Below are 24,192 nucleotides of genomic sequence, written 5' to 3'. Positions count from 1 at the left end.
CCGTGCGATTCCTGATCCGGACGCTCATCACCGCCGCCGCGCTCGCCCTGGCGGCGCTGATGCTGGACGGCATCCGCGTCGACGCCTCGGGGCCGGTGCGCAACACGCTCACGCTCATCGGGGTCGCGCTCGTGTTCGGCCTCGTCAACGCCACCCTCAAACCGCTGTTCCGCAAGGCGGGCGGGTGCGTCTACTGGGTGACGCTCGGCCTCGCCGCGCTGGTGGTCAACGCGCTGCTGTTCCTGCTCACCGAGTGGATCGCGGGCCTGCTGGGCCTGCCGTTCAGCATCGACGGGTTCTGGCCCGCGTTCTGGGGCGCGGTCATCGTCGGCGTCGTCTCCTGGGTCGTCGGCCTCGCCGTCCCCGACCGCGAGTCCTCCTGACCGCGCGAACCGGGCGCGGTGTCGGACCCCGGCGGTAGCATCGCGCCATGGGCGCACTTCGATACTCGATCAACACCACACTGGACGGCTGCTGCGCGCACGACGCGATGGACGGCACCGAGGAGATGCACCGCTACGCGGCCGAGGGCTTCGACCGGGTCGAGGCCCTCCTCTTCGGCCGGGTCGTCTACTCCATGATGGAGGAGGCCTGGCGCCTCCCGCCCTCGGGCGAGACCCCGGAGTGGATGCAGGACGCCGCGACGGTCGCGTTCGCCCGCCGCATCGACGCCATGCCGAAGTACGTCGTGTCGAGCACCCTCGACCGGGTCGACTGGAACGCCGAACTCGTGCACGGCGACCTCGCCGACGCCGTCCGCCGGATCAAGGCGGCGCACGAGGGCGGCGTCTACGTGGGCGGCGTGACCCTCCCGCTCGCCCTCGCCGGCCTCGGCCTCATCGACGAGTACGAGTTCATCGTGCACCCCCGCATCGCCGGCCGCGGCCCCGCGCCGTTCGCCGGACTCACCGAGCACCTCGACCTCGAACTCGTGCAGCGCAGGGAGTTCCTCTCGGGCGCGACGGCCCTGCGCTTCGTCCCCAAGCGGTGACCTGAGGCCCCCGGGGCCCGTCCCGATCGGCGCGCCCCCGCCGCGGCGGACGCTCATGCGGGGCGGTTTGCCGGTTCCGCAAGAAACCTTGCCGGATGCGGCTCCGGTGCGGGAAGGTCGGAGGACCGGCGGGAGACAGGGAGAGCGATGGACGCGCGGTTCTGGGACGACAGGTACGGCAGCCGGGAGCGGCTGTTCAGCGGCAGGCCGAACCCCGTGCTCGTGCACGAGGTCGAGGACCTCGACGCCGGCCAGGCACTCGACGTCGGCTGCGGCGAGGGCGGGGACGCGATCTGGCTGGCCGAGCGCGGCTGGCGCGTCACCGCCGTCGACCTCTCGCGGGTCGCGCTCGAACGCGCCGCCGCGGCCGGCGCCCACGTCGCCGACCGCGTCTCGTGGTCGCAGGGCGACCTCGTGACCGCCCCGCCGCCCGCGAGGGTGTTCGACCTGGTCTCGGCGCAGTACTTCCCGATCCTGCGCGCCGACGGCGAGGGCGTCGTGCGCGCGCTCCTCGACGCCGTCGCCCCCGGCGGGACGCTGCTCGTGGTCGGGCACGCCCGGCCGCCGGGCCCCGACGCGGGCGGCGACTTCGCGTTCGACGACTTCGTGCACCCCGGCGACATCGCGGCCGCGCTCGGCGACGGCTGGACCGTCGAGGCCGACGAGACCCGCCCGCGCACCACGCCGCCGCCGGAGGGCGCGCACCACACCCACGACACCGTCCTCCTGGCCCGGCGCACCGGCGCTTAGGGCCTGTCCGGTGCATCCGGACGGGCGGTGTCCGGGTCCCTAGCCCGCGAGCAGCGCTTGGAGCCGGTCGGCCGCCACGTTCGCGCCGAACACCGGCGTGCCCGGCTCCATGCGGACGCCCTCGGCGAGCGGTCCGGCGACGACCGGGTCGAAGCCGAGGGCGTCCACGAAGGACGCCGCCGCGGCCACGTCCGCGCCGTCGTCCCCGGCGACCGCGATCGCCTTGCGGCCCGGCGCGCCCGCAGGCCGCGCCTCCGCCTCGAGATCGTGGTAGCCCATGTGGTTGAACGCCTTGACCACCCGGCGCGTACCAAGGAAGCTCTGCACGGCCTCGCTCGACGACGTGCCCGGATCGAGTACGCGCTCGCGCGGGCCGTCGACCTCCCACCAGTGGTTCATGGCGTCGACGACGAGCGCGTCGCCGACCGCCGGGATCGCGCGGTACTTCCCCAGCGGCAGCGCGAGGACCACGACGTCGGCCTCGCGCGCGGCCTCGGCCGCGGTCACCGCTGCGGCGCCGGGCACGAGGACCTCGACGGTGAGCGCGATCCGGTCCGGATCGCCCGAGCCCGCCACGAGGACCCGGTACCCGGCCGCGACCGCGAGGCGCGCCAGGACGGTGCCGACCTTGCCCGCGCCGAGGACGCCGACGGTCTGCCGCGGCCCGCTCATCGGCCGTCGGCCAGCATGTCGCGCACCATCGGGACGACCTTGGCGCCGTACAGCTCCACGGCCCGCAGCCGCGCGCTCGCGGACATCGCGCCGCCCGCGGAGTAGATCATGTCGAAGCGGCCGACGTCGAGCGCGCGCACGGCGGCCGCGACCTTGCGGGCCACCGTCTCGGGCGATCCGATGTAGAGCGAGCCGTGCTCGACCTCGTGCTCGAACTCCTCGCGGCGCAGCGGCTGCCAGCCGCGGAGCTTCCCGATGCGGTCGCGGACCACCTTGTAGCCCGGGTAGAACAGCTCCCTGGCCTCCTCGTCGGTGTCGGCGACCAGGCCGGGGGAGTGGAGCCCGACGGGGTGCGCCTCGGTGCCGAGCTGGTCGGTCGCGCGCCGGTAGAGGTCGACGTACGGCGCGAAGCGCTCGGGCGCGCCGCCGATGACGGCGAGCATGAGCCGGAACCCGTACTTCGCGGTGCGGATCACCGACTGGGGGCTGCCGCCGACGCCGACCCAGGTGGGGAGGCGCCCGGACTCGGTCTTGGGGAAGACGTCCTGGTCGACCAGGGCCGCGCGCTGCGTGCCGCTCCAGGTCACGGGCTTCTCGTCGAGGAGCCGGTGGAAGAGGTCGATCTTCTCCTCGAACAGCGCGTCGTAGTCGGCCAGGTCGTAGCCGAACAGCGGGAACGACTCGGTGAACGAGCCGCGGCCGAGGATGATCTCGGCGCGCCCGTTCGAGAGCGCGTCGACGGTGGCGAAGCGCTGGAACACCCGCACCGGGTCGTCGGAGCTGAGCACGGTCACGCCGGAGGAGAGGCGGATGCGGGAGGTCCGGGTCGCGATGCCCGCCAGGACCGTCTCGGGGGAGGAGATCGCGAACTCGGGCCGGTGGTGCTCGCCGAGCGCGACCACGTCGATGCCGACCTGGTCGGCGAGGACCGCCTCGTCCACGGTGGCGCGGATGGCCTGGGCGAACGAGGTGACATTGCCCTGGTCGTCCCGGGGCAGGTCCCCGAAGCTGTCGATGCCGAACTCGATGCCGTTCACGGTGCTCTCCTCGATCGCCGGCGCGGACGCCGGGAACTGATTGACATGTCAATCGTAGGTCGAGGTGGCTGACGCGTCAACCATCCGGGGCCGAGTGCGACGAGCGGCACGTACGGGCCCGTCCCGGAGCGGATCCGCCGCCGCGCGCCGCCGCGGGGCTATGCTCGGGATGGCTGACATGACAATCAACTCGGCGCACGGGAGGCCCAGGTGAGCAACGCGGAAGCGGCGCCCCAGGAGACGCGGTGCGGGGCCTCGGCCCCCGCCGGGACCGGGATCGAGGTGCTGGAGGCGCGGGAGGTGCCGCTGGGCGGCCCGCGGGCGCTCCAGGTGCGCCGCACGCTGCCCCAGCGTGCCCGGAGCCTCATCGGCGCCTGGTGCTTCGCCGACCACTACGGCCCGGTCGAAGTGCCCCGCTCGGGCGGCATGGACGTCCCGCCGCATCCGCACACCGGCCTCCAGACCGTCTCGTGGCTCTTCGCCGGCGAGGTCGAGCACCGCGACAGCCTCGGCACCCACGCGATCGTGCGCCCCGGCGAGATGAACCTGATGACCGGCGGCCTGGGCATCGCCCACTCCGAGGTCTCCACTCCCGACACGACCGTCCTCCACGGCGTCCAGCTCTGGGTCGCCCTCCCCGAGTCCGACCGGGACGCGCCGCGCGCCTTCGAGCACCACGTGCCCGCCCCGGTCCGCGCCGGCGGCGCCGAGATCCGGGTCTTCCTCGGCTCGCTCGCCGGGTCCACCTCCCCGGTCCGCACGTTCACGCCGCTGCTGGGCGCCCAGATCGACCTCGACCCGCACGCGAGCGCCACCCTCGCCGTCGACCCGGCCTTCGAGCACGGCCTGCTCGTCGACACCGGCGACCTCAGCCTCGACGGGACCGCGCTCCGCCCGGCCGAACTCGGCTACGCGCCCACCGGATCCGACACGCTGACGCTCGTCAACGACTCCGGCGCGGCGGCGCGCGCGATCCTGCTCGGCGGGCCGCCGTTCGAGGAGGCGATCGTCATGTGGTGGAACTTCATCGGCCGCAGCCACGACGACATCGTGCGGGCCCGCGAGGACTGGGAGGCCGCCGCCGACCGCTTCGGCGCCGTCGAGGGCTACCCCGGCCGCCGCCTGCCCGCGCCGGCCCTGCCCAACGCCGTCATCATGCCCCGCCGCAACCCGCGGTGACTACGTCCGGCGCGCCGCGAGGTGGTCGCGGAGCGTCTCGGCGACGTCCCGCGCCGCGGCGAGCTGCGCCGGTGTGAGCGCGTCGAGGAAGAGCTCGCGGATGGCGTGGAAGTGCGGGACGCTCGACCGCCGCAGCGCGTCGCGCCCCTCGTCGGTGAGCACGGCCTCCGCCCCGCGGTTGTCGCCCGCCGCGGCCTCGCGGCGGATCAGTCCGCGCTTCTCCATGCGCCCCAGATGATGCGAGAGCCGGCTGCGCTCCCAGCAGATCGCCTCGGCGAGATGCGAGGACCGCATCCGCCGCCCCGGCGCCTCGCTCAGCTCCAGCAGCACCCGGTAGTCGCCGGTCGAGATCCCGCTGTCGGCCTGGAGCCGCCCGCCCAGCGCCGAGCGCAGGTCCTCGGTCGTCTCGATGAACACGCGCCAGCTGTCGAGCTCGGTGCGGGTGAGCGCGGTGCGACCCTTGCGCTGCGGCATCGTGACCTCCTCGGGAATGTAGCTGACGCGTCAATCATAGCCGCGCGCGCCGATCCGGATCGCGGCCCGGCTCATCCGGCGCGTACGAGCCCGCACTCGTAGGCGAGGATCACCGCCTGCACCCGGTCCCGCAGGCCGAGCTTGGTGAAGACGCGGCCGACGTGCCCTTTCACCGTGCCCTCGGCGAGGAAGAGGCGGGCGGCGATCTCGGCGTTGGACAGGCCGCGGGCGACCAGTTCGAGCACCTCGCGCTCGCGCGCGGTCAGGACCCGGAGGTCGTCCCCGGTCCGGGGGAGCGGGTCGCCCGCCGCGCCGATGTGGCGCTCGATGAGCCGCCGGGTGACCGGCGGCGCGACGATGGCGTCGCCCCGGGCCACGGCCCGGATGCCGGACAGCAGGTCGGCGGTGAGCGCGTCCTTGAGCAGGAAGCCGCTCGCGCCCGCGCGGAGCGAGGCGTACACGTACTCGTCGAGGTCGAACGTGGTCAGGATGAGGATGCGCGGCCCGTCCGGGAGCAGCGCGCGGAGGCGGACGGTGGCCTCCAGGCCGTCGACGCCGGGCATCCGGACGTCCATGAGGATTACGTCGGGCGCGGTCTCGACCGCGAGGGCGACCGCGGCGGCGCCGTCGTCCGCTTCGCCGACCACGTCCATGTCGTCGGCGGCCTCCAGGATCATCCGCAGCCCCTCGCGCAGGAGGGCCTGGTCGTCGGCCAGCAGGACCCGGATCACGGCGACTCCTCGAGCGGGAAGCGGGCGCTCACGGCGAAACCGCCCGGGACCGGCCCCGCGGTCACCTCGCCGCCGAGCGCCGCCGCGCGCTCGCGCATGCCCCGCATGCCGTTCCCGCCGTCGGCCGAGACCGGCCCGCCGACGCCGTCGTCGACCACCTCGATCGTCAATCCCTCATGGCCGCAGTCGATCTCGACCGACACTCCGGCCCCGGGGCCCGCGTGCTTCATGCTGTTGGTCAGCGCCTCCTGCACGACCCGGTACGCGGCGGCGCCGACGTCCCCGGGTACCGACCGAGTCCCTCTGGTGCGCAACCGGACCGGCGTGCCCGCGTCCCGGACCCGCTCGACCAGGGCGGGCAGGTCCGCCAGGCCCGGCACCGGGTCGTCCGGGTCCGGCTCGGCCAGCACCTGCCGGATGTCGGCCAGCGATGCGCGGCCGGTCGCGGCGATGGTGTCGAGTGCGGCGAGCGTGGCCTCGGGCCGCTTGCCGAACGCGGCCGCACCGCCCTGCGCCTGCATCACGATGACGGCCAGGCCGTGCGCGACCACGTCGTGCAGCTCCCTGGTGATCCGCGCCCGCTCCTGCGCCACCGCCAGTGCGGCCCGCTGCTCGCGCTCGCGCTCCAGACCGCGTTCGCGGTCCCTGACCTGGGCGAGGTACGCGCGCCGACTGCGGACGCCCCACCCGACCGCCCACGCCACGACCAGGCAGGCCCCGAGCACGGGGACGCCGCCCCAGTCGGTCGGCCCCAGTTCGGCGTCCGGTGCCTGCTCGCGGCCGCCCGCGCCGAACGGCCAGCCCGCGTACGTCCAGCCGTTCGCCTTCCCGTCGAGCGCGGTGTATAGCGACCATGCGACGGCCGGCGCCGACAGGGCGCCGAGGAGCGCGAGCGAGGTGCTCGGGCGCAGACGCGCTGCGGCCGTGTAGAGGACGATCGGCACGGCGGCGGCGACCGGCAGCGGCTCCAGGGCCAGCGCCATCTGCGCCGCGGCGACCGCCGCCGCGACCGCGAGCGCCGGGACCGTCCGGATGCGCCTGACCGCGACGGCGGCGGCGGCGATCGCGACCAGCGTCCACTGCGCCGCCGGCTCCCGGAGCCAGACGGCCTGGGGGAGCAGGCCGCTGTGCGCGGATGCGGCGGCGGTGTCGATCACCGCCCCGGTGGCGGCGAGCAGCACGGCGGCCAGGGCGGCGTCCCGGAGGACCGGCCGCCGCAGGGCGGCGCGCAGCGCGGAGGGGTGGTGTGCCATGTCAGACGCCATCTTAGGTGCCGAGGCCGCGGCGCGGAACCCGACTGGAGTCAGGTTCGCGACCATGACTCCAGGCAGGCGCGCGTTCGCCTCCGCGCTGCGCACACTGGGCCGATGAAGTATCCGTTCCGCGGCCCCCGCCGCGTCCCGCTCCTCCTGCTGCTCGCGATGTCCTTGGCGCTCAGCGGGTGCGCCCTGTTCAGCGACCGCGAACCGCTGGAGTGGACGCAGGTCGTGCCGGAGGGCGACTGCCGGTGCGCCGACGGCAGCCCCTTCGCGTTCTGGGAGCGCCGCGCCGACACCACGAAGGTGGTGCTCTTCCTCAACGGCGGCGGCGTGTGCTGGACGGCCGCGACCTGCGCGTTCACCGGCGAACGCGGGGAGAGCGACGCATACACCTGGAGCGTGCAGGGCGTCGAGCCGGAGAACCGGAGCGGCATGTTCGACACCACCAGGGGCGACAACCCGTTCGCGGACTTCTCCTTCGTGTACGTGCCCGCCTGCACGGGGGACGCGCACCTCGGCGACGCGGTGCGGGAGTACGCGCCGGGCCTGACGGTCGCGCACCGCGGCGCCGCCAACGGCGCGGCCGCGCTCGCGCACCTCGCCGCGCAGTACCCGGACGCCGAGGAGGTCGTGGTCGTCGGCAAGACCGCGGGCTCGGTCGCGGCCCCGGTCTACGGCGGCCTCGTCGCCGACCTGCTGCCCGACGCCGAGGTGACGGTGTTCGGCGCCCAGTCCGGGGCCTGGCCCGACCACCCGGGCTTCAACACCGAGGTCCTTGACACCGCCTGGGGCGCTTACGATGCGGCGCCCGCCTGGGCGACGGACGGCCTCACCGCCGACGAGTGGGGCGTCCCGCAGCTCTGGGTCCGGGCCGGCCTGCACCGGCCCGACCTCGTCCTGGGCCGCTTCGACTTCGCGTACGACCCCAACGCCACCTCCGAACTCACCGAGTGGCTCGCGGACCCGCCGGACCTCCTCGCCGAGATCGACCGCAACGAGGCCTTCATCGAGGGTGAAGGGGTGCCCCTGCACAGCTTCACCGCGCCCGGCGCCGACCACCAGATCTTCGAGCCCGACAAGTTCTACGACCTCGAGGTCGAGGGCGTCGGCCTTGCCGAGTGGGTCGAGGCCCTGGTCGGGGACGATCCCCCGGCCGACGTCCACTGCAGCGAGTGCAGCGGGTGACCGGGCGCCGGTGAGGCAGGCCCCACCACCGAACCGGCAGGCAGCGTCAGTGCGGTCGGGCGGGATCCTCCATAGCGTCAGGGGCATGAACCACACCCCTTCATCCGCGGCCGGCGTCCTCGCCGGCCGCGCCGCCGACGCCGGACTGGCGCTCACGCACGGCGGGCGCCGGTGGCACCGGCCGCTCGTCGCCCTCGCGGTCTTCGGCGGCGCGGTCGCCCTGTGCTCGCTCGCCGCCATGCCCTTCGACGACCGGACGCTCCTGGGCGACAGCGTCTGGTCCAAGCCCTTCAAGTTCGGCTTCGCGTTCTTCGCGTACGGGCTCAGCCTCGCGTGGCTCCTGTCGCACATGACGAAGCTGCGCCGCACCGGCTGGGTCGTCGGCACCGTGTTCGCGGTCGTCAGCGCCGTCGACTTCGCGGTCGTCGTCGCCGCGGCCGCGGCGGGCACCTTCAGCCACTTCAACGACACCGACACCGTGTTGAACCAGGTCGTCCAGCTCGCGTTCGACTTCGTGCCGCTCCTGTTCCTCACGAACGCCGCGATCGCGGTCCTGGTCCTGTTCCAGCGCATCGGCGACCGCGCGGTGACCGCCGTGATCCGCTGGGGCCTCGCGCTGTCGAGCCTCGGCATGTTCGCCGCGTTCTTCATCCTCGCCGTCGCCGAGCAGCACGACCGCACCCGCACCGACGCGAACGGCGACACGATCCCGCTCAGCGGCGGCCACGGCGTCGGCGACCCCGACGGCAACGGCATGGTTCTCACCGGCTGGTCCACCACCGGCGGCGACCTGCGCGTCTCCCACTTCATCGGCCTCCACGGCATCCAGGTCCTCATCGGCCTGGCGATGCTCCTGAGCCTCCTCGCCGCGCGCCGCGCCTGGCTGCGCGACGACCGGGTCCGCGGCGCGATCGTCCGGTGGGCCGCCGTCGGCTACCTCGGGGTCTTCGCGATCACGGTGTGGCAGGCCGTCCGCGGCCAGGCCTTCACCGCCCCCGACGCCGCCTCGCTCGCCGCCTACGCCGCCGCCGTGCTCACCGCGGCCGCGGGCGTCGCGGTCACCGCGGCCCGGGCCCGCCGGAGGGCTTCGACCGCGGCCGCCTAGCGCCCGCGTGCTAGCGTTGCGGCGATCGCGACCCGACCGCAGGAGGTGAGACCCATGACCGCAGTGTCCGCAATGGGTGCTCCCCTGCACGTCACGATCCCGCGACCGAGCTAGTCGCCAGGAGCGCCCCCCGCAACCCGCGAAAGGCGACTCCCATGAACGAATCCTCACCGCTCCACGCCGTACCGGCGGCCTCCGGCCCGCCGCTCGACGCCACCGCGCGCGTGCCCTCCGGCACGCGCGCGCTCGTCCTCGGCGGCGGCGGATCGGCCGGCAACGCCTGGCTGATCGGCGTCGTCGCCGGCCTGGCCGAGGCCGGGCTCGACGTCACCGGCGCCGACCTCGTCGTCGGCACCTCCGCCGGCGCCACGGCCGCCACCCAGATCACCGGCGCGAACCCCGCCGACCTGCTCACCGCCACCCTCGCCCCACCCCCGCCGCGACCCGGCCCGGCCGCCGACCGGATCGCGGCCGCCGTGGCCGCGCACATGGACCGCATGCGCCGCCTCATCGCCGCCGCGACCGGCCCCGACGACCTGCGCCGCGCACTGGCCGCGGCGGCGATGGACCTGGACGCCGGCGCCGACGGCACCAGGTCCGCCCAGTGGCGCGCCACCGTCGCCGCCCGGCTGCCCGCACCGGACTGGCCCGACCGGGCCGTGCTCCTCACCGCCGTCGACGCCCGCACCGGCGAACCGGTCGTCCTCGACCGCCGCAGCGGCGTCGACCTCGCCGACGCCGTCGCCGCCAGCTGCTCCAGCGGCCCGCCCCACCGCGTCGGCGGCCACCGGTTCATCGACGGCGGCTTCCGCCGCAACGACAACGCCGACCTCGCCGCCGGCTGCGAGCGCGTCCTCGTCCTCTCGCCCCTCGGCGGCACGACCCTGACGCCGCCGGCATGGGGCATGCACCTCGCCGCGCAGACCGACGAGCTCCGCGCCGCCGGCAGCCGCGTCGCCACCGTCCTCCCCGACGACGACGCCCGCGCCGCCTTCGGCGACAGCCTCATGGACCCCGCGGCCCGCCCGCCCTCCGCCCGCGCCGGCCACCGCCAGGGCCTCGCCCTCGCCGAGCACCTCGCCGAACTCTGGCGATGACCGCGACCGGGGCCGCCGCGAGGCGGCCCCGAACAGCGGCCTGACCGGTTCCGTTCCGTGACGGTCCGGTGCCGACGATTGAAGGGCCGATCGACCGACCCCGCAGAGGTGCACCATGACCTACCCCCTCACTCCGAGCGCGCCGCCGCTCCCGCTCATCGCGTCAACGGTCCGCGTGCTGCTCTGGGTCCAGTTCGCACTGTCGCTCCCGTACTGCGGGCTGGCGTTCACACTGGGCTTCTTCGCCGACTCCTACTACGTCGAACCCGCGGCGCCGCGAGGCGCCGACGGCGACCTCCCCACCGGCATGCTGCTGCTGTTCCCGCTGGTGCTCCTGGCCGCGGCACCGCAGCTGGCCGTCCTGGCGGCCAACCTGGCCCCCGCCCGCACCGCCTGGCGCAGGTGGGCCTACGGCACGCTGGCCGCACCGCTGCCGATCCTCGCCGCGCTCGTGTCCCCGCTGGTCCGCGACGGCCGCGTGCACGAGGGCACGCTCATGTTCACGGTCTGCGCCGCGGTCTGCTACGCGCTGCTGCCGATCGCCACGATCACATGCCTCTCGATCGCGGCCCGCCACGGCCGGACGAGCGCCGCGTGAGTCCGACTGCCGTGCCGGTCGCGTGCCCGCGAGCTCACCGCTCGGCGAGCCCGCGCGCAGAGCGGTCGCTGCGTGGCCGTGTTCAGCGCTCGTCGTCGCGCTCGGCCACTGCCAGGCGGCCGAGCCGGTCGAGGGACTCGCGGTTCCGAGGCGCGATCAGGCGGTCCTGCGCCCGTACGGGGAGCAGCGCGAGTGGGCCGGCGGTCGCGAGCTCGCGCATGGTGATCGCGGTGCCGCCCTCGACGGCGGTCAGATCGAACCTGACACGGGCCGTGCCGAGCGGCCACATGCGGGCGTCGAGCACCAGCAGGCGCGGTGGCCGGACTTCGACCACGCGGGTCGTGTCCTCGATGAGCAGTGGCCACGGCCCGACGCTGTGGTGGAGTCGGGCGCCTCGCGCGGGCCAGTCCTCGTCGGCGTCGCGGATGCGGGACGCGCCCACGACCCAGGACGCGTAGCTCCAGCCGTCGGCGAGGACCGCGAAGACGTCGTCGATGGGGGCGCGCACCGCGGCGGTGACGCCGCGGACCCGGTTCACGCCGCACTCCGCTCGTAGAGCCAGCGGTGGGCCCGGTCGACACCGGCGCGGTACCAGCTTCCGGCGAGGCCGTTGCGCACCAGGGCGGCGCGGGCCGCGTTCGCGCCCGGGGCGCCGTGGACGGCGCCGCCGGGATGCGCCGCCGCGCTCGCCAGGTAGAGGCGGTCCAAGGGCGTGTCGGCCCGGCCGAGGCCCGGGACGGGTCGGAAGACGAGCTGCTGGTGGATCGCGGCCGTGCCGCCGTTGATGGCGCCCTGGTCGAGGTTCCGGTCGCGGTCCTGGAGTTCGCGCGGACCGGAGACGTGGCGGCCGACGACGCGGTCGCGGAAGCCGGGTGCCTGCCGCTCGACGGCCTCCTCGATCCGGTCGACGCGCCGCCGGGCCTGATCGGCGCTCCAGTCGAGACCGCGCGGCAGCCGCGTGTACGCCCACAGCGTCTCGGTGCCCGCGGGCGACCGGGTCGGGTCGGTGGTCGTCATCTGCCCGGCGAGGAGCAGCGGCCGCTCGGGGTCGAGCCCGGCCGCCAGCGCCAGGCCGTGTCGCGAGAGGTCGTCGAGGTCCGCGCCGAGGTGCACCGTCCCCGCCCCGGCGACCTCCGCGGCCTTCCACGGCACCGGCCCGTCGAGGGCCCAGTCGACTTTGAGCGTCGCGGCGTCCCACTCGAACGCGTCGAGGTCGGCGGCGAAGCGGCGCGGGAGGTGCTCGACGCCCACGAGGTCCCGGTAGAGCTGCGGCGCACCGGTGTCGGCGAGGACGGCGCGCCTGGCGCGGATCGGCGTGCCCTCGCCGTCGCGCACGCCCACCGCGACGCCGCGCGCATGGAGGACCTTCGACGCGGGCCTGCCGCAGTGGATCCGCCCGCCCTTCGACGCGAGCCGCGCGACCAGGGCCGCCGTCAGGCTTCCGGCGCCCCCTTCGGGGACGGGGAAGCCCGCGTCCTGGCCGACCATCGACAGCAGCCACCCGAACAGGGCTCCGGCGGACTGGTCGGGGCCGAGGCCGCTGTGCATCGCGTTGCCCGCGAACAGGAGTCGGGCGCCCTCGCCCGCGAAGCGCTCCTCCGCGAGGCGTCGGGACGTCGTCACCGCGGTCCTGGCGAACCGGAGCGCGTCGCCGGGGCCGAGGGCCCGCAGCAGCCGCGTGGACGCGCGGACCGGCGGGAACGGGCGCAGCAGCGCGTCGACCAGCGGCTCGCGCACGCGCCGCCACAGCGCGAACTCCGCGCGCCAGGCGTCGCCGTCGCCCGGTGCGAACGCGTCGAGGGAGGCGGCGGTGCGGTCGAGGTCCCGCGACAGGACCGCGGCGCGGCCGTCGGGCAGCACGTGCGCGAGCACGTCCGGCGCGCTCCGCCACCTCAGCCCGAACGACTCCAGGCGCAGCCCGGCGATCACCGGTGAGATCGCGCCCAGCGGGTAGAAGGCGCTGCACACGTCGGCGCGGAAGCCCGGCGCGGCGAGCTCGGCGGTGCGGACCGCCCCGCCCGGTTCGGCCTCGGTCTCCAGGACCAGCACGTCCCAGCCCGCATCGGCCAGTAGGTTCGCGGCCACGAGCCCGTTCGGGCCGGCCCCGATCACGACCGCGTCGACGGTCTCGACTTCTCCCACGGTGCGATCCCCCTGTCTCGACGTGCCCGGATACCCGGGCGCGCGGCATCGATGCGCCCGGCCGCCCGCGAGTGCGGGCATAGGGGATTTTTCCTCATCTTGCAGGTGAACGGCGCATTTCGTGGATACCGTGAAACCGAATGACAGGTCCGAAACGGAGGCAGGACGATGGCACAGACGGAGAGACGAGCGGCATGGGCGGCCGGGGGCACGACGTTCGCCGCCTGCCTGATGGTCATGGTCGGCGTCTGGCAGGTGATCATGGGCATCGCCGCGGTCGCCGCGGACGACATCTTCGTGACCACCCCGAACTACGTGCTCCAACTCGACCTCACCGCCTGGGGCTGGACCCACCTGATCCTCGGCGCGCTCGCGGCCGTGACCGGTGCGTTCATCTTCACCGGGCGGGCGTGGGCCCGCTGGGCCGGCATCATGCTCGCGGTCCTCTCGGCGACCGCGCAGTTCTTCTGGATGCCCTACCAGCCGCTGTGGGCGATGGTCGTGATCGCGATCGACGTGTTCGTCATCTGGTCCCTGGCGGCGTCCAGCACCGCGGCCGAGGCCGAGTACGACGGCTACCGGGCGTCCGAGGCCCCGGACTGGTCCACCAAGGACACCCAGCCGGGGGAGCCGTTCGCGAACCCGAGCCGCACCATGTACGACCGCCAGACCGAGGCGCCCGCGGCCGCCGACGCCGAGGCCGCCGCCCGCAGGGAGGCGCGCCCGCCGGCCGAGTGACCGGCCCGCCGCGACACCGTCGCCCCGCGACCCAACCGGCCGCGGGGCGCCGTTTCGCGGTATTTCGGTCGCAGCGGCATCGATCCACTGGAAATCCGTACGAAATACTGGTAAACCAAGACGCGAGTCGGGCGAACCCCGAACGACGCAGGAGGCGGCACCGGATCCTCGGTATAGAGACATCTACATAATTTCGGAGCGTGCGACGGCCCGGCCGCGCGCCCCGGCTCCCCGACAACCCCTCGGCCCAGGGGCCGAAGACTCGGAGGACGACATGACCATCCCCGACACCACCAGAACCAGGCCCAGCTGGCGGTCCATCCTCGTCTGGACGGCGATCTCCATCGCCGGCGCCGTCGCCTGGGGCATCATCGCCCTGGTCCGCGGCGAGGAGATCTCCGCGTTCTGGCTCGTCGTGGCGGCCCTCGGCACCTACGCCATCGGCTACCGCTTCTACGCCCGCTTCATCGCCCGCAGGGTCCTGCAGGTCGACGACACCCGCGCCACCCCCGCCGAACGGCTCGACGACGGCGTCGACTACCAGCCCACCGACCGCCGCGTCCTCCTCGGCCACCACTTCGCCGCCATCGCCGGCGCCGGACCGCTCGTCGGCCCCGTGCTCGCCGCCCAGATGGGCTACCTCCCCGGCACCATGTGGATCATCATCGGCGTCGTCTTCGCCGGCGCCGTCCAGGACATGGTCGTCCTCTTCATCTCCATGCGCCGCAACGGCAGAAGCCTCGGCCAGCTCGCCCGCGACGAGATCGGCCCGATCGGCGGCGTCGCCGCCCTCGTCGGCGTCTTCTCCATCATGATCATCCTCCTCGCGGTCCTCGCGCTCGTCGTCGTCAACGCGCTCGCCGAATCCCCGTGGGGCACCTTCTCCATCGCCATGACCATCCCGATCGCCCTCCTCATGGGCTTCTACCTGCGCACCCTGCGACCGGGCCGGGTCATCGAGACCAGCCTCATCGGCGTCGCCCTGCTCATCCTCGCCATCGTCGCCGGCGGCTGGGTCCAGGCCTCGTCCTGGGCCGACGCGTTCACGCTCAGCCCCCAGACGCTCGTCTTCTGCCTGGTGGCCTACGGCTTCGTCGCCGCGGTCCTGCCGGTGTGGATGCTCCTAGCGCCGCGCGACTACCTCTCCACGTTCATGAAGATCGGCACCATCGGCCTCCTCGCGATCGGGGTGCTCATCGTCGCCCCGACCCTCCAGACCGAGGCCGTCACCCAGTTCGCCCTCGACGGCACCGGACCGGTCTTCGCCGGCTCCCTCTTCCCGTTCGTGTTCATCACCATCGCCTGCGGCGCCCTCTCCGGATTCCACGCGCTCATCGCCTCCGGCACCACGCCGAAGATGATCCAGAAGGAGTCGCAGGTCCGCATGATCGGCTACGGCGCCATGCTCATGGAGTCGTTCGTCGCCATCATGGCCCTCATCGCCGCGTGCATCCTCGACCCCGGCCTGTACTACGCCATGAACGCCCCGGCAGGGGTGCTCGGCACCACCGTCGAGTCCGCGTCCACCGCCGTGGCCAACCTCGGGTTCACCATCAGCCCGCAGGACCTCCAGGCGGCCGCCGACGCCGTCGGCGAGGAGTCCCTCGTCGCCCGCACCGGCGGCGCGCCGACCCTCGCGGTCGGCATGTCCGAGATCCTCTCCTCCGTCTTCGGCGGCGACGGGCTCAAGGCCTTCTGGTACCACTTCGCGATCATGTTCGAGGCCCTCTTCATCCTGACCACCGTGGACGCCGGGACCCGCGTCGGGCGCTTCATGCTCCAGGACACCCTCGGCAACGTCTGGAAGCCCCTCGGCCGCGTCGGCTGGAAGCCCGGCATCTGGGCGACCAGCGCGATCGTGGTCGCCGCGTGGGGGTACTTCCTCTACGCCGGCGTCAACGACCCGCTCGGCGGCATCAACCAGCTCTTCCCGCTGTTCGGCATCGCCAACCAGCTCCTCGCCGCCATCGCCCTCACCGTCGCCACCACGGTGCTCGTCAAGACCGGACGCCTCAGATGGGCCTGGGTGACGGCCGCGCCGCTCGCCTGGACCGCCGTGGTCACGCTGACCGCCAGCTGGCAGAAGGTCTTCTCCGACGACCCGCGGATCGGGTTCTTCGCACAGCGCGAGCGGTACGCCGACGCGCTGGCGAACGGCGAGGTCCTCGCCCCCGCGAAGGACCTCGACCAGATGCGGACCGTGGTCGTCAACTCCACGGTCGACGGCGTCCTGGCCGCGTTCTTCGCGCTGCTCGTCGTCATCGTCATCCTCAACGCGGCGTGGGTCTGCTGGCGCGCGGTCCGCGCCCCCGAGCCGCTGCCGACGACCGAGGCCCCGTACGTGGAGTCGAAGCTGCTGGTCTCGGCCGGCGCCGCCCGCTCCGCCCCGGAGCCCGCCGGCCCGCCGGCCCCGGACGACCGTCCGTGACCCCGCGCCGCCTCTTCGGCCTCGTCCGGTGGTACCTGCGGGAACTCACCGGCGAGGCCGCCTACGACCGCTACCTGGAGCGGCACCGCCTCGCCCACCCGGGGTCGCCGGTCCTGCCGCGCCGCGAGTTCGAACGCCGCCGCACCGACCGGGGCGACGCGCATCCGGGGGCGCGCTGCTGCTGACGCCCGGTCGGCACGATCTGGCGGCTGCGTCCGCAGCGCCTAGGGCCTGCCGGCGGTGCGGAGCTCGGGGTTCGGGGACTCGAGGAGGTTGCGCAGGACGACGGCCGCGCCGCCGAGGGCCGCGGCCTGCGCGACGTCGTCGGCGAGCTCGACCTCGACGGTGTGGACGTGCCGCATGAACACCGAGCGGTTGAGCCACTCCTCGAGGACGTCGCGGTACGCCTGCCCCGACTCGGCGAAGGCCTGCCCGGCGAGGACCACCCGGCCCACGTCGAACATGTTGACCAGGGTGACGGTCCCGACCGCGAGGCGCTGCGCCGAGTCCGCGATGAGCGCGGCCGCGTCGGCGTCGCCCTCGCGGGCGCCGCGGCCGATCAGGTTGAAGTCGGTGAGGGTGTCGGCGCCGAGCCCGAGGCGGGCGGCGAGCGCCGGGTTCTCAAGGGCCCGTTCGACGACCGGCCGCGGGCCGGCGACGGGGTCGAGGCAGCCGCGGTTGCCGCAGGAGCAGTCCTCGCCGAGGGCGTCGACCGAGATGTGGCCGAGCTCGACGCCGTTGGAGGTCACGCCCCGGTAGGGGTGGCCGTCGAGGATGACGCCGCCGCCGATGCCGCCGGACATGAACACGACCGCGAAGCTCGACCCGGACCCGGCCAGGGTCTGCACGCCGAGCCCCGCCGCCGTCGCGTCGTTCTCCAGGGCCACCGGCAGACCGGTCGCCTCCGCGAGCGTCTCGGCGAGCGGGTAGCCGGTCCACTCGGGAGTCGGGTGGGGCGTGATGACCACGCCGGCCTCGCGGTCCTGCGGCCCGTAGGTGGCGAGGCCGATGCCGAGGACCTTGTCGCGGGGCACGGCCGCGTCCCCGAGCATGTCCCGCACGTGCCCGGCGAGGTCGGCCACGACCGAGGCCAGGGCCCGCTTGCCCGCGCCGGGCATGTCGTGGCGGACCACGACCCGCCCTGCCAGGTCGACGACGACGCCGACGGCCGCGAACTGGTCGAGCTGGACGCCGACCATGTAGCAGGCGTCCTCCCTGATGCCGATGAGCCGCCGCGGGGTGCCGCGGTTGGCCTGGACGGTGCCGACCTCGTGGACCAGGCCCAGGGCCGTGAGCTTGCGGACCGCGTGAGTCATGGTCGCCGGGGTCATGCCCGTGGTGTCGGCGAGCTCCACCCGGCTGACGGCACCGCGCTCGCGGATGATGTCGAGCACGACCGCCAGGGTGGGCAGCCGCGTGTCGGCGCCGAACGAGCGCAATGCGGACTCCTTACTCGGGGCGGGCGGGCAGGTATCACCTTACTGGACACGCCCGTCCGGTGACCGGGCGAAATCGGCCGAGTCCACGGGGGTCGGCGGCCGCCCGCCCCGATCCGGCGGGCGGCCCGGGGCGTCAGACCGCGGTGGCGTGGAGCAGGAGCGCCTGGACCGGCCACAGGACCGGCAGCTGGAGTCCCGCCTCGGCCAGGACCCGCCCGGAGAGGACGGTCTCGCCGCCGTCGAGCCAGCCCGGGTGCACCCAGCCCCAGCGCGCGGCGCCGATCTCGTCGCGCATCCGGACCCGGTAGCGCCGTTCGGGATCGAGCCCCGGCAGGCACAGCCGCTCGGCGAGCGCGTCCTCCAGCGACGCCACCGTGGCGACGGTGAAGACCGCTTCTGACCGGTCGGGGGCGACGACGCCGCGGACCCGCAGCGCGGGGTCGAGCACGTCGGGGCGCACGACCGTACCGGAGTGCAGCAGCCCCCGCAGCTCCTTGTACAGCGCGGCGAACGCGGTGACCTGCGCGGTCTCCTCCTCGTTGCAGGACAGCAGGTCCCATTCGAAGCCCGAGGAGCCCTGGAGCGAGGTCGCGATCCGGTACGGCAGGGGCGTGGCCCGGCCCGAGGAGTGCGCGGGGGAGGGGCCGACGTGCGCGCCGATGAGCTCGGGCGGGAGGACGAGCTCGGTCCAGCGCTGGATGTCCTGGCGTTCGACCGGGTCGTTGGAGTCGGAGGCCCAGACGCGGTCGGTGTGGGCGAGGATGCCGAGGTCGGTGCGGGCGCCGCCGGAGGAGCACGACTCGATCTCGAGGCCGGGGTGGTCGGCCTTGAGGCGGGCGATCAGCCGGTACGCGGCGAGGGTCTGCTCGTGCGTGCCGGGCCGGCCCTCGTGGACGGCCTCGACGAGGTCGCGGTTGTGGTCCCACTTGATGAAGTCGATGCCGAGGTCCCGCACCAGGGCCGACATCTGCGACCTGACGTGCTCGAACGCGTCGTGGTTCGCGAGGTCGAGCACGTACTGGGTCCGGAACGACAGTCCCGCGGGCGAGGGCACGGACGCGGGGCTCGCCAGCAGCCACTCGGGGTGGGCGCGGGCGAGGTCGGAGTCGAGGTTGACCATCTCGGGCTCGAACCACAGTCCGAACTGCATGCCGAGGTCGTGGACGAGGCCGGCGAGCGGTTCGAGGCCGTCGGGCCAGACCGAGCGGTCGACGGTCCAGTCGCCGAGGCCGGCGGTGTCGTCGCGGCGGGCGGGGAACCAGCCGTCGTCGAGGACGAAGCGCTCCACGCCGACTTCGGCGGCCTTGCGCGCCAAAGCCTCCAGCCGCGACCGGTCGTGGTCGAAGTAGACCGCCTCCCAGGTGTTGAGGACCAGCGGGCGCGGCGTCGACGGGTGCTGCGGGCGGGCGCGCATCCAGGTGTGGAACCGGTCGGCGACGCCGTCGAGGCCGGCCGCGGACCACGCGAAGTACGCGGTCGGCGTGCGGTACGACTCGCCCGCCGCGAGGCGGATCTCGCCGGGCCGGACCAGCTCCCCGGCGCCGATGGCGGTGAGGTGCTCGTTGACGCGGTCGACGCGGTGGCGCACGTCGGCGCTCCAGCCCAGGTGCACGGCCCACACCGCGCCGTCGCGGTTGCGCGGGGTCCCCTTGGACGCCAAAGTGACCCACGGGGCGTCGTGCCCGCCGCGGCCGCGCCGCGACTCGCGCACGGTGGTGCCGCGCGGCATCGGCGTCGTCAGCGGGGACTTCTCGCGGGTCCAGCGGCCCGCGAACTGCGTCAGGCTGTCGGCGGCCTTCGGCACCGGGAGGGTCGCCTCCAGCCAGGCCACGTCCAGGTCGCCGCCGCCGGTGTTGGCGACCTCGTGGTCGAGGAGGACCAGGCCGCCCGCGCCGATCGCGATCGCGGTGCGCAGGACCAGACCGGAGTCCGCGTCGGTGGCGGTGAGCCGCAGTTCGGTGCCGCTCTCGTGCTCGACCTCGGTGGTCCAGCGGGGGAAGACGGGGCGGCCGTCGCGGGTGGCGAGGAGGCCGGGGCGGCCGGACCAGCCGTCGGCGTCCTGGGGGACGAGCGGCAGGCGCCAGGCGGCGTCGAGGGTGCCGGGCGCGGTCTGGCGGCTGGTGGCGCGGTCGAGGGCCGCGAGGTCGTCCGGGCCGAGGTCGCCGAGGTCGGCGCCCCAGTGCAGCACGGCGGGCAGTCCCGCCTCCGGGTGGGCGAGGACCAGCGACACGCCGTCGCGGCGCAGGACGGTCCAGGATCGTGTGTTCACAGTGCTCCTTCGGTGGCGGTCGCCAGTGGGTCGGTTCGGGCGGGCGGGCTCGGCGGTGCGCCGATGTGCACGGTGCGGAGCACGTGCAGGGCGCCGCCGAGCGCGGCGGCGGAGCCGGCGTCGGAGGACACCAGCACCTTGGGGCGGATGAGCGCGCGGCTGAGCGCCAGCCGCTCCAGCTCGGCCGCGACGTGGTCGCGGTACAGGTTCCCGGCGACGGTGAACGCCGGGCCCGCGAGGACGACGGTGTCGAGGTCGAACAGGTTCACCAGTGTGACGGCGGCCTGGCCGATCCAGCGCGCGGACTGCTCCAGCATCGCGGCGGCGACGCGGTCGCCCGCGCGCCAGGCCCGCGCGATCCGGTCGAAGTCGGCGAGCGCGCCGTCCCGGGCGCCGGTCACGGCGAAGCGCCGGGCGAGGTCGGCGTCGGCGAGGACCCGCGCGACCACGGCCTGGGGCGCGGCCTCGGCCTGCGCGCATCCGGAGCCGCCGCAGACGCACGGCGTGCTGCCGCCGGCGAGGGCCACGTGCCCGATCTCGACGGCGTTGGAGGCGCGCCCGCGGTAGACCTCGCCGTCGACGATGACGCCGCCGCCTATCCCCGAGGACATGTAGACCAGGCCGAACGTGTCGGTCTCGGGCGCGCCGGCCCAGAGCTCGCCGACCGCGGCGGCGGTGGCGTCGTTCTCCAGCAGCACCGGCAGGTCCAGGCGCGCGGCGAGCGTCGCGGTGAGCGGGTACTCCAGCCAGTCGGGGCCGGGCTGGGCGGTCAGCAGGATGCCCCGGTCGAGGTCCTGGGGCCCGTGGGTCACCAGGCCGACGCCGAGGACGCGGGAGCGGGGGACGCCGGCGCGGTCGAGCAGCGCGTCCACGTGGCCGGCGAGGACCGCGACGGTCTCGTCGGGGCCGGCGCCGCCGGTGCCGGGGAGGTTCGCGGTCGCGGTGCGGCCGCCGGCGAAGTCGAGGACCTCGATCGTGGTGGTGGTGCGGTCGAGCTGGATGCCGACGGCGTGCCAGGCGCCGGCGACGAGCTGGAGGAGGCGGCGCGGCTGGCCGCGGCCGGGTTGCGGGTCGCGGCCGACCTCGCGGACGAGGCCGTCGGCGATGAGCGGTCGCACGGTGTTGGTGATGGTCGCGGGGGTCAGTCCGGTGCGCTCGGCGAGCTCGACGCGGCTGAAGGTGCCCTCGACCCGGAGCAGGTCGAGGACGCGTCTGGCCGCGCCGGCGCGGGCCCCGGCAGGGGTGGGCATCGAGCGGCCTCCTCGCGAAACTTCATCCGTTCTTATTCTTGACACGTTAAATTTAACAGGTTAATAATTGCCCCGACGCCCAAGCGGGCGCATCCCCTCCAGTTCCGCGGGCGACGGCGCCCCGGACTCGAAAGGACGACGATGTCACCCAAGAACGGATTGCGGCGCCGCGCCGCGGCCGCCCTCGCGGGCGCGGCCGTGCTCGGCATGGCGCTGAGCGCGTGCGGCGGGGCCTCCGGCGGTTCCGGCTCCAGCGACACGCTCGTGGTCTACACCGGCCAGGCCGGCGACTACCAGATCAACTTCAACCCCTTCTCGCCCACCAAGATCGGCGGCATGGGGACGATCTACGAGTCCCTCTTCTTCTACAACAAGGCCCAGGTCCAGGACCCGGTCCCGCTGCTGGGCACCGAGGAGGCGTGGAACGAGGACGGCACCGTCCTGTCGATCACGCTCCGCGAGGGCGTCGAGTGGACCGACGGCGAGGCGTTCACCGCCGACGACGTGGTCTTCACCTTCGACATGCTCAAGGCCACCCCCGCCATCAACGGCGGCGGCTACGACGGCACCGCCGCGGCGGTCGACGACACGCACGTGACCCTCACCTTCGCGACGCCGATGTTCACCAAGTCCCCCGACCTGCTGAGCACCCCGATCGTGCCCGAGCACCTGTGGTCGGAGATCGACCCGACGGCCGACGTCGTCGAGAAGCCGGTCGGCACGGGCGCGTTCACGCTCAAGGAGTTCAAGCCGCAGGCCTACACGCTCGCGTCCAACCCCGACTACTGGGGCGGCGAGCCGAAGGTCAAGGAGATCCGCTACCTGTCGCTCTCGGGCAACCAGGCCGGCGCCGACGCGATCGCGGCCGGGACCATCGACTGGCAGACCGGGCCCATCCCGGACATCCAGAACACGAACAAGAACTTCCCGAACTACGACGCGTACACGCAGTGGCAGAACCAGATGGTCCTCGGCACCTGCTCCAACCCGGACCTCGGCTGCGAAGGGCCGCAGACCGACCCGGCCGTGCGCAAGGCCCTCTACTACGCGATGGACCGCGACCAGCTGAACTCGCTGGCGTTCATGGACACCGCCAATGACGTCTCCCCGGTGTTCACCCTGACCCCGAGCCAGGACGGGTTCGTCTCGGCCGCGATCGAGGAGCCCGTCGCCCCGTCGACCGCGCAGGCCGACACCGCCACCCAGACCCTCGAGGCCGCCGGCTGGACCAAGGGCTCGGACGGCATCTACGAGAAGGACGGCGAGCGCCTCTCGCTCACCGTCGAGGTCGTGACCGGCTGGACCGACTACATCACCGCCGTCGACACCATCGCCTCCCAGGCCAAGACCGCGGGCATCGAGATCACCGCCGCCCAGTCGTCCTGGAACGAGTGGACCGACAAGCGCCTCAAGGGCGAGTTCCAGCTCGCGATCGACTCCCTGTGGCAGGGCCCCACGGCCGACCCGTACTACCTGTACAACTACTTCTTCGTCTCCACCGCGACCGCGCAGGTCGGCGAGTCGGCGGGCAACAACTACGCGCGCTTCAGCGACCCCGACGTGGACGAGGCCCTCGCCACGCTCTCGTCGCTGCCGCTGGACGACGTGGCCGCCCGCCAGCCGTACTTCGACACCATCCAGGCCGCGATCTGGGAGGACATGCCGTACGTGCCGATCATGACCGGCGGCACCACCAGCGTGTGGAACACGGCCGAGTTCACCGGCTGGCCCTCCGACGAGGACCTCTACGCGTTCCCGGCGGTCTGGTCCGCCTGGGACTGCGCCGAGATCTTCAAGCACCTCGAACCGAAGGGCTAGCGGGCCTTCGCCCCCGAGGAGGAGTCGAGACACAGTGAACTATTTCCTGCGCAAACTGAGCTTCTACGCCGTCGCCCTGTGGGCGGCGCTGACGCTGAACTTCGCCATCCCGCGCCTGCTGCCGGGCAACCCCGTCGACATCCTGCTGGCCAAGCTCCAGCAGCGAGGCGAGACGGTGACCCCGGAGACGCGGAAGGCGTACGCGCTCCTCCTCGGGGGCGACAGCTCGGACCCCCTGTGGGTCCAGTACTGGGACTACCTGAAGAACCTCGTCCACGGGGACCTCGGCGTCTCGGTCAGCTACTACCCGGCCAAGGTCAGCGACGTGATCCTCACGTCGCTGCCCTGGACGGTGGTGCTGGTCGGGATCGCCACGATCCTCGCGGCCGTCCTCGGCGTCCTGCTCGGGGCGGTCGTGGGCTGGAAGCCCGGCACGTGGCTGGACTCGCTCGTCCCCTCCACCACGCTCCTGGCCGCCGTCCCGTACTTCTGGCTCGCCCTCATCCTGGCGTACGTCCTGGCCCGCGTCCTGGGCTGGTTCCCGCTCCAGGGCGGCTACGACGTCGTCCTCACCCCCGGCTGGAACGCCGAGTTCATCGGCTCCGCGATCCAGTACGGGTTCCTGCCGGCCCTCACGATCGTCCTCGCCTCCATCGGCGGCTGGGTCCTGGGCATGCGCAACATGATGGTCTCCACCCTCTCCGAGGACTACATCCTCACCGCCGAGGCCAAGGGCCTGTCGCCGCGGAAGATCCTGCGGTCCTACGCCTCCCGCAACGCCGTGCTGCCCTCGGTCGCCGGCTTCGCCATCTCGCTCGGCTTCGTCGTCTCCGGCTCGGTCATCACCGAGCAGGTGTTCTCCTACCCCGGCATCGGGGGGCGCCTCCTCGGCGCGGTCACCAACAACGACTACGCCCTGATGCAGGGCGTCTTCCTGTTCATCACCCTCGCCGTGTTGGGCGCGAACCTCCTGGTCGACCTGCTCTACGGCCTGATCGACCCCCGCACCCGGGCGCGGGCGTAAGGAGCG

General features: G+C 73.9%; 23 protein-coding genes. 13 read left to right on the top strand and 10 right to left on the bottom strand.

The window, feature by feature from the left end; genetic code table 11:
* The first annotated feature begins 2 nt into the window (after positions 1-2).
* The 3 genes from ABD419_RS24610 to ABD419_RS24600 all read left to right on the top strand — a co-directional run bounded on the left by ABD419_RS24610 (position 3) and on the right by ABD419_RS24600 (position 1,741).
* Positions 3-383, top strand: a complete 381-nt coding sequence (locus tag ABD419_RS24610) for a phage holin family protein (protein WP_344492677.1) — start codon at positions 3-5, stop codon at positions 381-383.
* 47 nt (positions 384-430) lie between these two features.
* The gene (locus ABD419_RS24605; RefSeq protein WP_344492674.1) at positions 431-991 is read left to right on the top strand and encodes a dihydrofolate reductase family protein; all 561 of its coding nucleotides are present in this window, start codon (positions 431-433) and stop codon (positions 989-991) included.
* A gap of 147 nt (positions 992-1,138) precedes the next feature.
* Positions 1,139-1,741 (top strand): class I SAM-dependent methyltransferase, encoded by a 603-nt coding sequence (locus ABD419_RS24600; protein ID WP_344492671.1) that lies wholly within the window; start codon positions 1,139-1,141, stop codon positions 1,739-1,741.
* A gap of 39 nt (positions 1,742-1,780) precedes the next feature.
* Here the strand turns inward: ABD419_RS24600 and ABD419_RS24595 are convergent, their stop codons facing one another.
* Together ABD419_RS24595 and ABD419_RS24590 are read right to left on the bottom strand one after the other, a co-directional pair.
* Entirely contained in the window at positions 1,781-2,413 is a 633-nt protein-coding gene (locus ABD419_RS24595; RefSeq protein ID WP_344492668.1) for an NADPH-dependent F420 reductase, read from the bottom strand.
* Positions 2,410-3,450: an LLM class flavin-dependent oxidoreductase gene (locus tag ABD419_RS24590; protein ID WP_344492666.1), complete on the bottom strand. Its 1,041-nt coding sequence runs from the start codon at positions 3,448-3,450 to the stop codon at positions 2,410-2,412. The genes ABD419_RS24595 and ABD419_RS24590 overlap by 4 nt, the downstream gene beginning before the upstream one ends.
* A 210-nt stretch (positions 3,451-3,660) precedes the next feature.
* On the opposite strand from ABD419_RS24590, the gene ABD419_RS24585 reads away from it, so the two are divergent.
* Positions 3,661-4,629: a pirin family protein gene (locus tag ABD419_RS24585; RefSeq protein ID WP_344492663.1), complete on the top strand. Its 969-nt coding sequence runs from the start codon at positions 3,661-3,663 to the stop codon at positions 4,627-4,629.
* On the opposite strand, the gene ABD419_RS24580 is transcribed toward ABD419_RS24585, so the two are convergent.
* The 3 genes from ABD419_RS24580 to ABD419_RS24570 all read right to left on the bottom strand — a co-directional run bounded on the left by ABD419_RS24580 (position 4,630) and on the right by ABD419_RS24570 (position 7,087).
* On the bottom strand, positions 4,630-5,103 hold the full coding sequence (locus ABD419_RS24580; protein WP_344492660.1) for a MarR family winged helix-turn-helix transcriptional regulator: 474 nt from the start codon (positions 5,101-5,103) through the stop codon (positions 4,630-4,632).
* A gap of 71 nt (positions 5,104-5,174) precedes the next feature.
* Positions 5,175-5,834: a response regulator gene (locus ABD419_RS24575; protein WP_344492658.1), complete on the bottom strand. Its 660-nt coding sequence runs from the start codon at positions 5,832-5,834 to the stop codon at positions 5,175-5,177.
* Positions 5,831-7,087, bottom strand: coding sequence for a sensor histidine kinase (locus ABD419_RS24570; protein ID WP_344492656.1), 1,257 nt, complete (start codon positions 7,085-7,087; stop codon positions 5,831-5,833). Before ABD419_RS24570 ends, ABD419_RS24575 begins: the two co-directional genes overlap by 4 nt.
* A gap of 114 nt (positions 7,088-7,201) precedes the next feature.
* Between ABD419_RS24570 and ABD419_RS24565 the strand changes: the two genes are divergently transcribed.
* The 4 genes from ABD419_RS24565 (at position 7,202) to ABD419_RS24550 (ending at position 11,078) form a co-directional block, all read left to right on the top strand.
* Entirely contained in the window at positions 7,202-8,278 is a 1,077-nt protein-coding gene (locus tag ABD419_RS24565; protein WP_344492655.1) for a pectin acetylesterase-family hydrolase, read from the top strand.
* Between the two features lie 85 nt (positions 8,279-8,363).
* The gene (locus tag ABD419_RS24560) at positions 8,364-9,383 is read left to right on the top strand and encodes a hypothetical protein (protein ID WP_344492654.1); all 1,020 of its coding nucleotides are present in this window, start codon (positions 8,364-8,366) and stop codon (positions 9,381-9,383) included.
* Between the two features lie 155 nt (positions 9,384-9,538).
* The gene (locus ABD419_RS24555) at positions 9,539-10,480 is read left to right on the top strand and encodes a patatin-like phospholipase family protein (protein WP_344492652.1); all 942 of its coding nucleotides are present in this window, start codon (positions 9,539-9,541) and stop codon (positions 10,478-10,480) included.
* A 115-nt stretch (positions 10,481-10,595) separates the two neighbouring features.
* Complete coding sequence (locus ABD419_RS24550) at positions 10,596-11,078, top strand: hypothetical protein (RefSeq protein WP_344492650.1); 483 nt, start codon at positions 10,596-10,598, stop codon at positions 11,076-11,078.
* 82 nt (positions 11,079-11,160) lie between these two features.
* Here ABD419_RS24550 and ABD419_RS24545 read toward each other — a convergent pair whose 3' ends face one another.
* On the bottom strand, positions 11,161-11,616 hold the full coding sequence (locus tag ABD419_RS24545; protein ID WP_344492647.1) for an SRPBCC family protein: 456 nt from the start codon (positions 11,614-11,616) through the stop codon (positions 11,161-11,163).
* Entirely contained in the window at positions 11,613-13,301 is a 1,689-nt protein-coding gene (locus tag ABD419_RS24540; RefSeq protein WP_425556192.1) for a phytoene desaturase family protein, read from the bottom strand. Before ABD419_RS24540 ends, ABD419_RS24545 begins: the two co-directional genes overlap by 4 nt.
* A gap of 87 nt (positions 13,302-13,388) precedes the next feature.
* Between ABD419_RS24540 and ABD419_RS24535 the strand changes: the two genes are divergently transcribed.
* The 3 genes from ABD419_RS24535 to ABD419_RS24525 all read left to right on the top strand — a co-directional run bounded on the left by ABD419_RS24535 (position 13,389) and on the right by ABD419_RS24525 (position 16,571).
* A complete protein-coding gene (locus tag ABD419_RS24535; protein ID WP_344492641.1) occupies positions 13,389-13,958 on the top strand; it encodes a DUF7144 family membrane protein in 570 nt (189 codons plus the stop codon).
* 274 nt (positions 13,959-14,232) lie between these two features.
* A complete protein-coding gene (locus ABD419_RS24530) occupies positions 14,233-16,386 on the top strand; it encodes a carbon starvation CstA family protein (RefSeq protein ID WP_344492638.1) in 2,154 nt (717 codons plus the stop codon).
* Positions 16,383-16,571, top strand: a complete 189-nt coding sequence (locus tag ABD419_RS24525; protein WP_344492635.1) for a YbdD/YjiX family protein — start codon at positions 16,383-16,385, stop codon at positions 16,569-16,571. The genes ABD419_RS24530 and ABD419_RS24525 overlap by 4 nt, the downstream gene beginning before the upstream one ends.
* 39 nt (positions 16,572-16,610) lie before the next feature.
* Here the strand turns inward: ABD419_RS24525 and ABD419_RS24520 are convergent, their stop codons facing one another.
* The 3 genes from ABD419_RS24520 to ABD419_RS24510 form a co-directional block, all read right to left on the bottom strand.
* Entirely contained in the window at positions 16,611-17,825 is a 1,215-nt protein-coding gene (locus tag ABD419_RS24520; protein ID WP_344492632.1) for an ROK family transcriptional regulator, read from the bottom strand.
* A gap of 133 nt (positions 17,826-17,958) precedes the next feature.
* Positions 17,959-20,094: an alpha-galactosidase gene (locus ABD419_RS24515; RefSeq protein ID WP_344492629.1), complete on the bottom strand. Its 2,136-nt coding sequence runs from the start codon at positions 20,092-20,094 to the stop codon at positions 17,959-17,961.
* On the bottom strand, positions 20,091-21,344 hold the full coding sequence (locus ABD419_RS24510; protein WP_344492626.1) for an ROK family transcriptional regulator: 1,254 nt from the start codon (positions 21,342-21,344) through the stop codon (positions 20,091-20,093). Before ABD419_RS24510 ends, ABD419_RS24515 begins: the two co-directional genes overlap by 4 nt.
* Positions 21,345-21,485: 141 nt before the next feature.
* On the opposite strand from ABD419_RS24510, the gene ABD419_RS24505 reads away from it, so the two are divergent.
* Entirely contained in the window at positions 21,486-23,162 is a 1,677-nt protein-coding gene (locus ABD419_RS24505; protein WP_344492623.1) for an ABC transporter substrate-binding protein, read from the top strand.
* 34 nt (positions 23,163-23,196) lie between these two features.
* Positions 23,197-24,186: an ABC transporter permease gene (locus tag ABD419_RS24500; RefSeq protein ID WP_344492620.1), complete on the top strand. Its 990-nt coding sequence runs from the start codon at positions 23,197-23,199 to the stop codon at positions 24,184-24,186.
* Positions 24,187-24,192 lie beyond the last annotated feature (6 nt).

The organism is Glycomyces endophyticus (genome assembly GCF_039531525.1).
Classification (GTDB): Bacteria; Actinomycetota; Actinomycetes; order Mycobacteriales; family Micromonosporaceae; genus Glycomyces; species Glycomyces endophyticus.
Note: the sequence above shows the minus strand (reverse complement) of the source record. Positions and strands in the feature narration are given on the sequence as shown.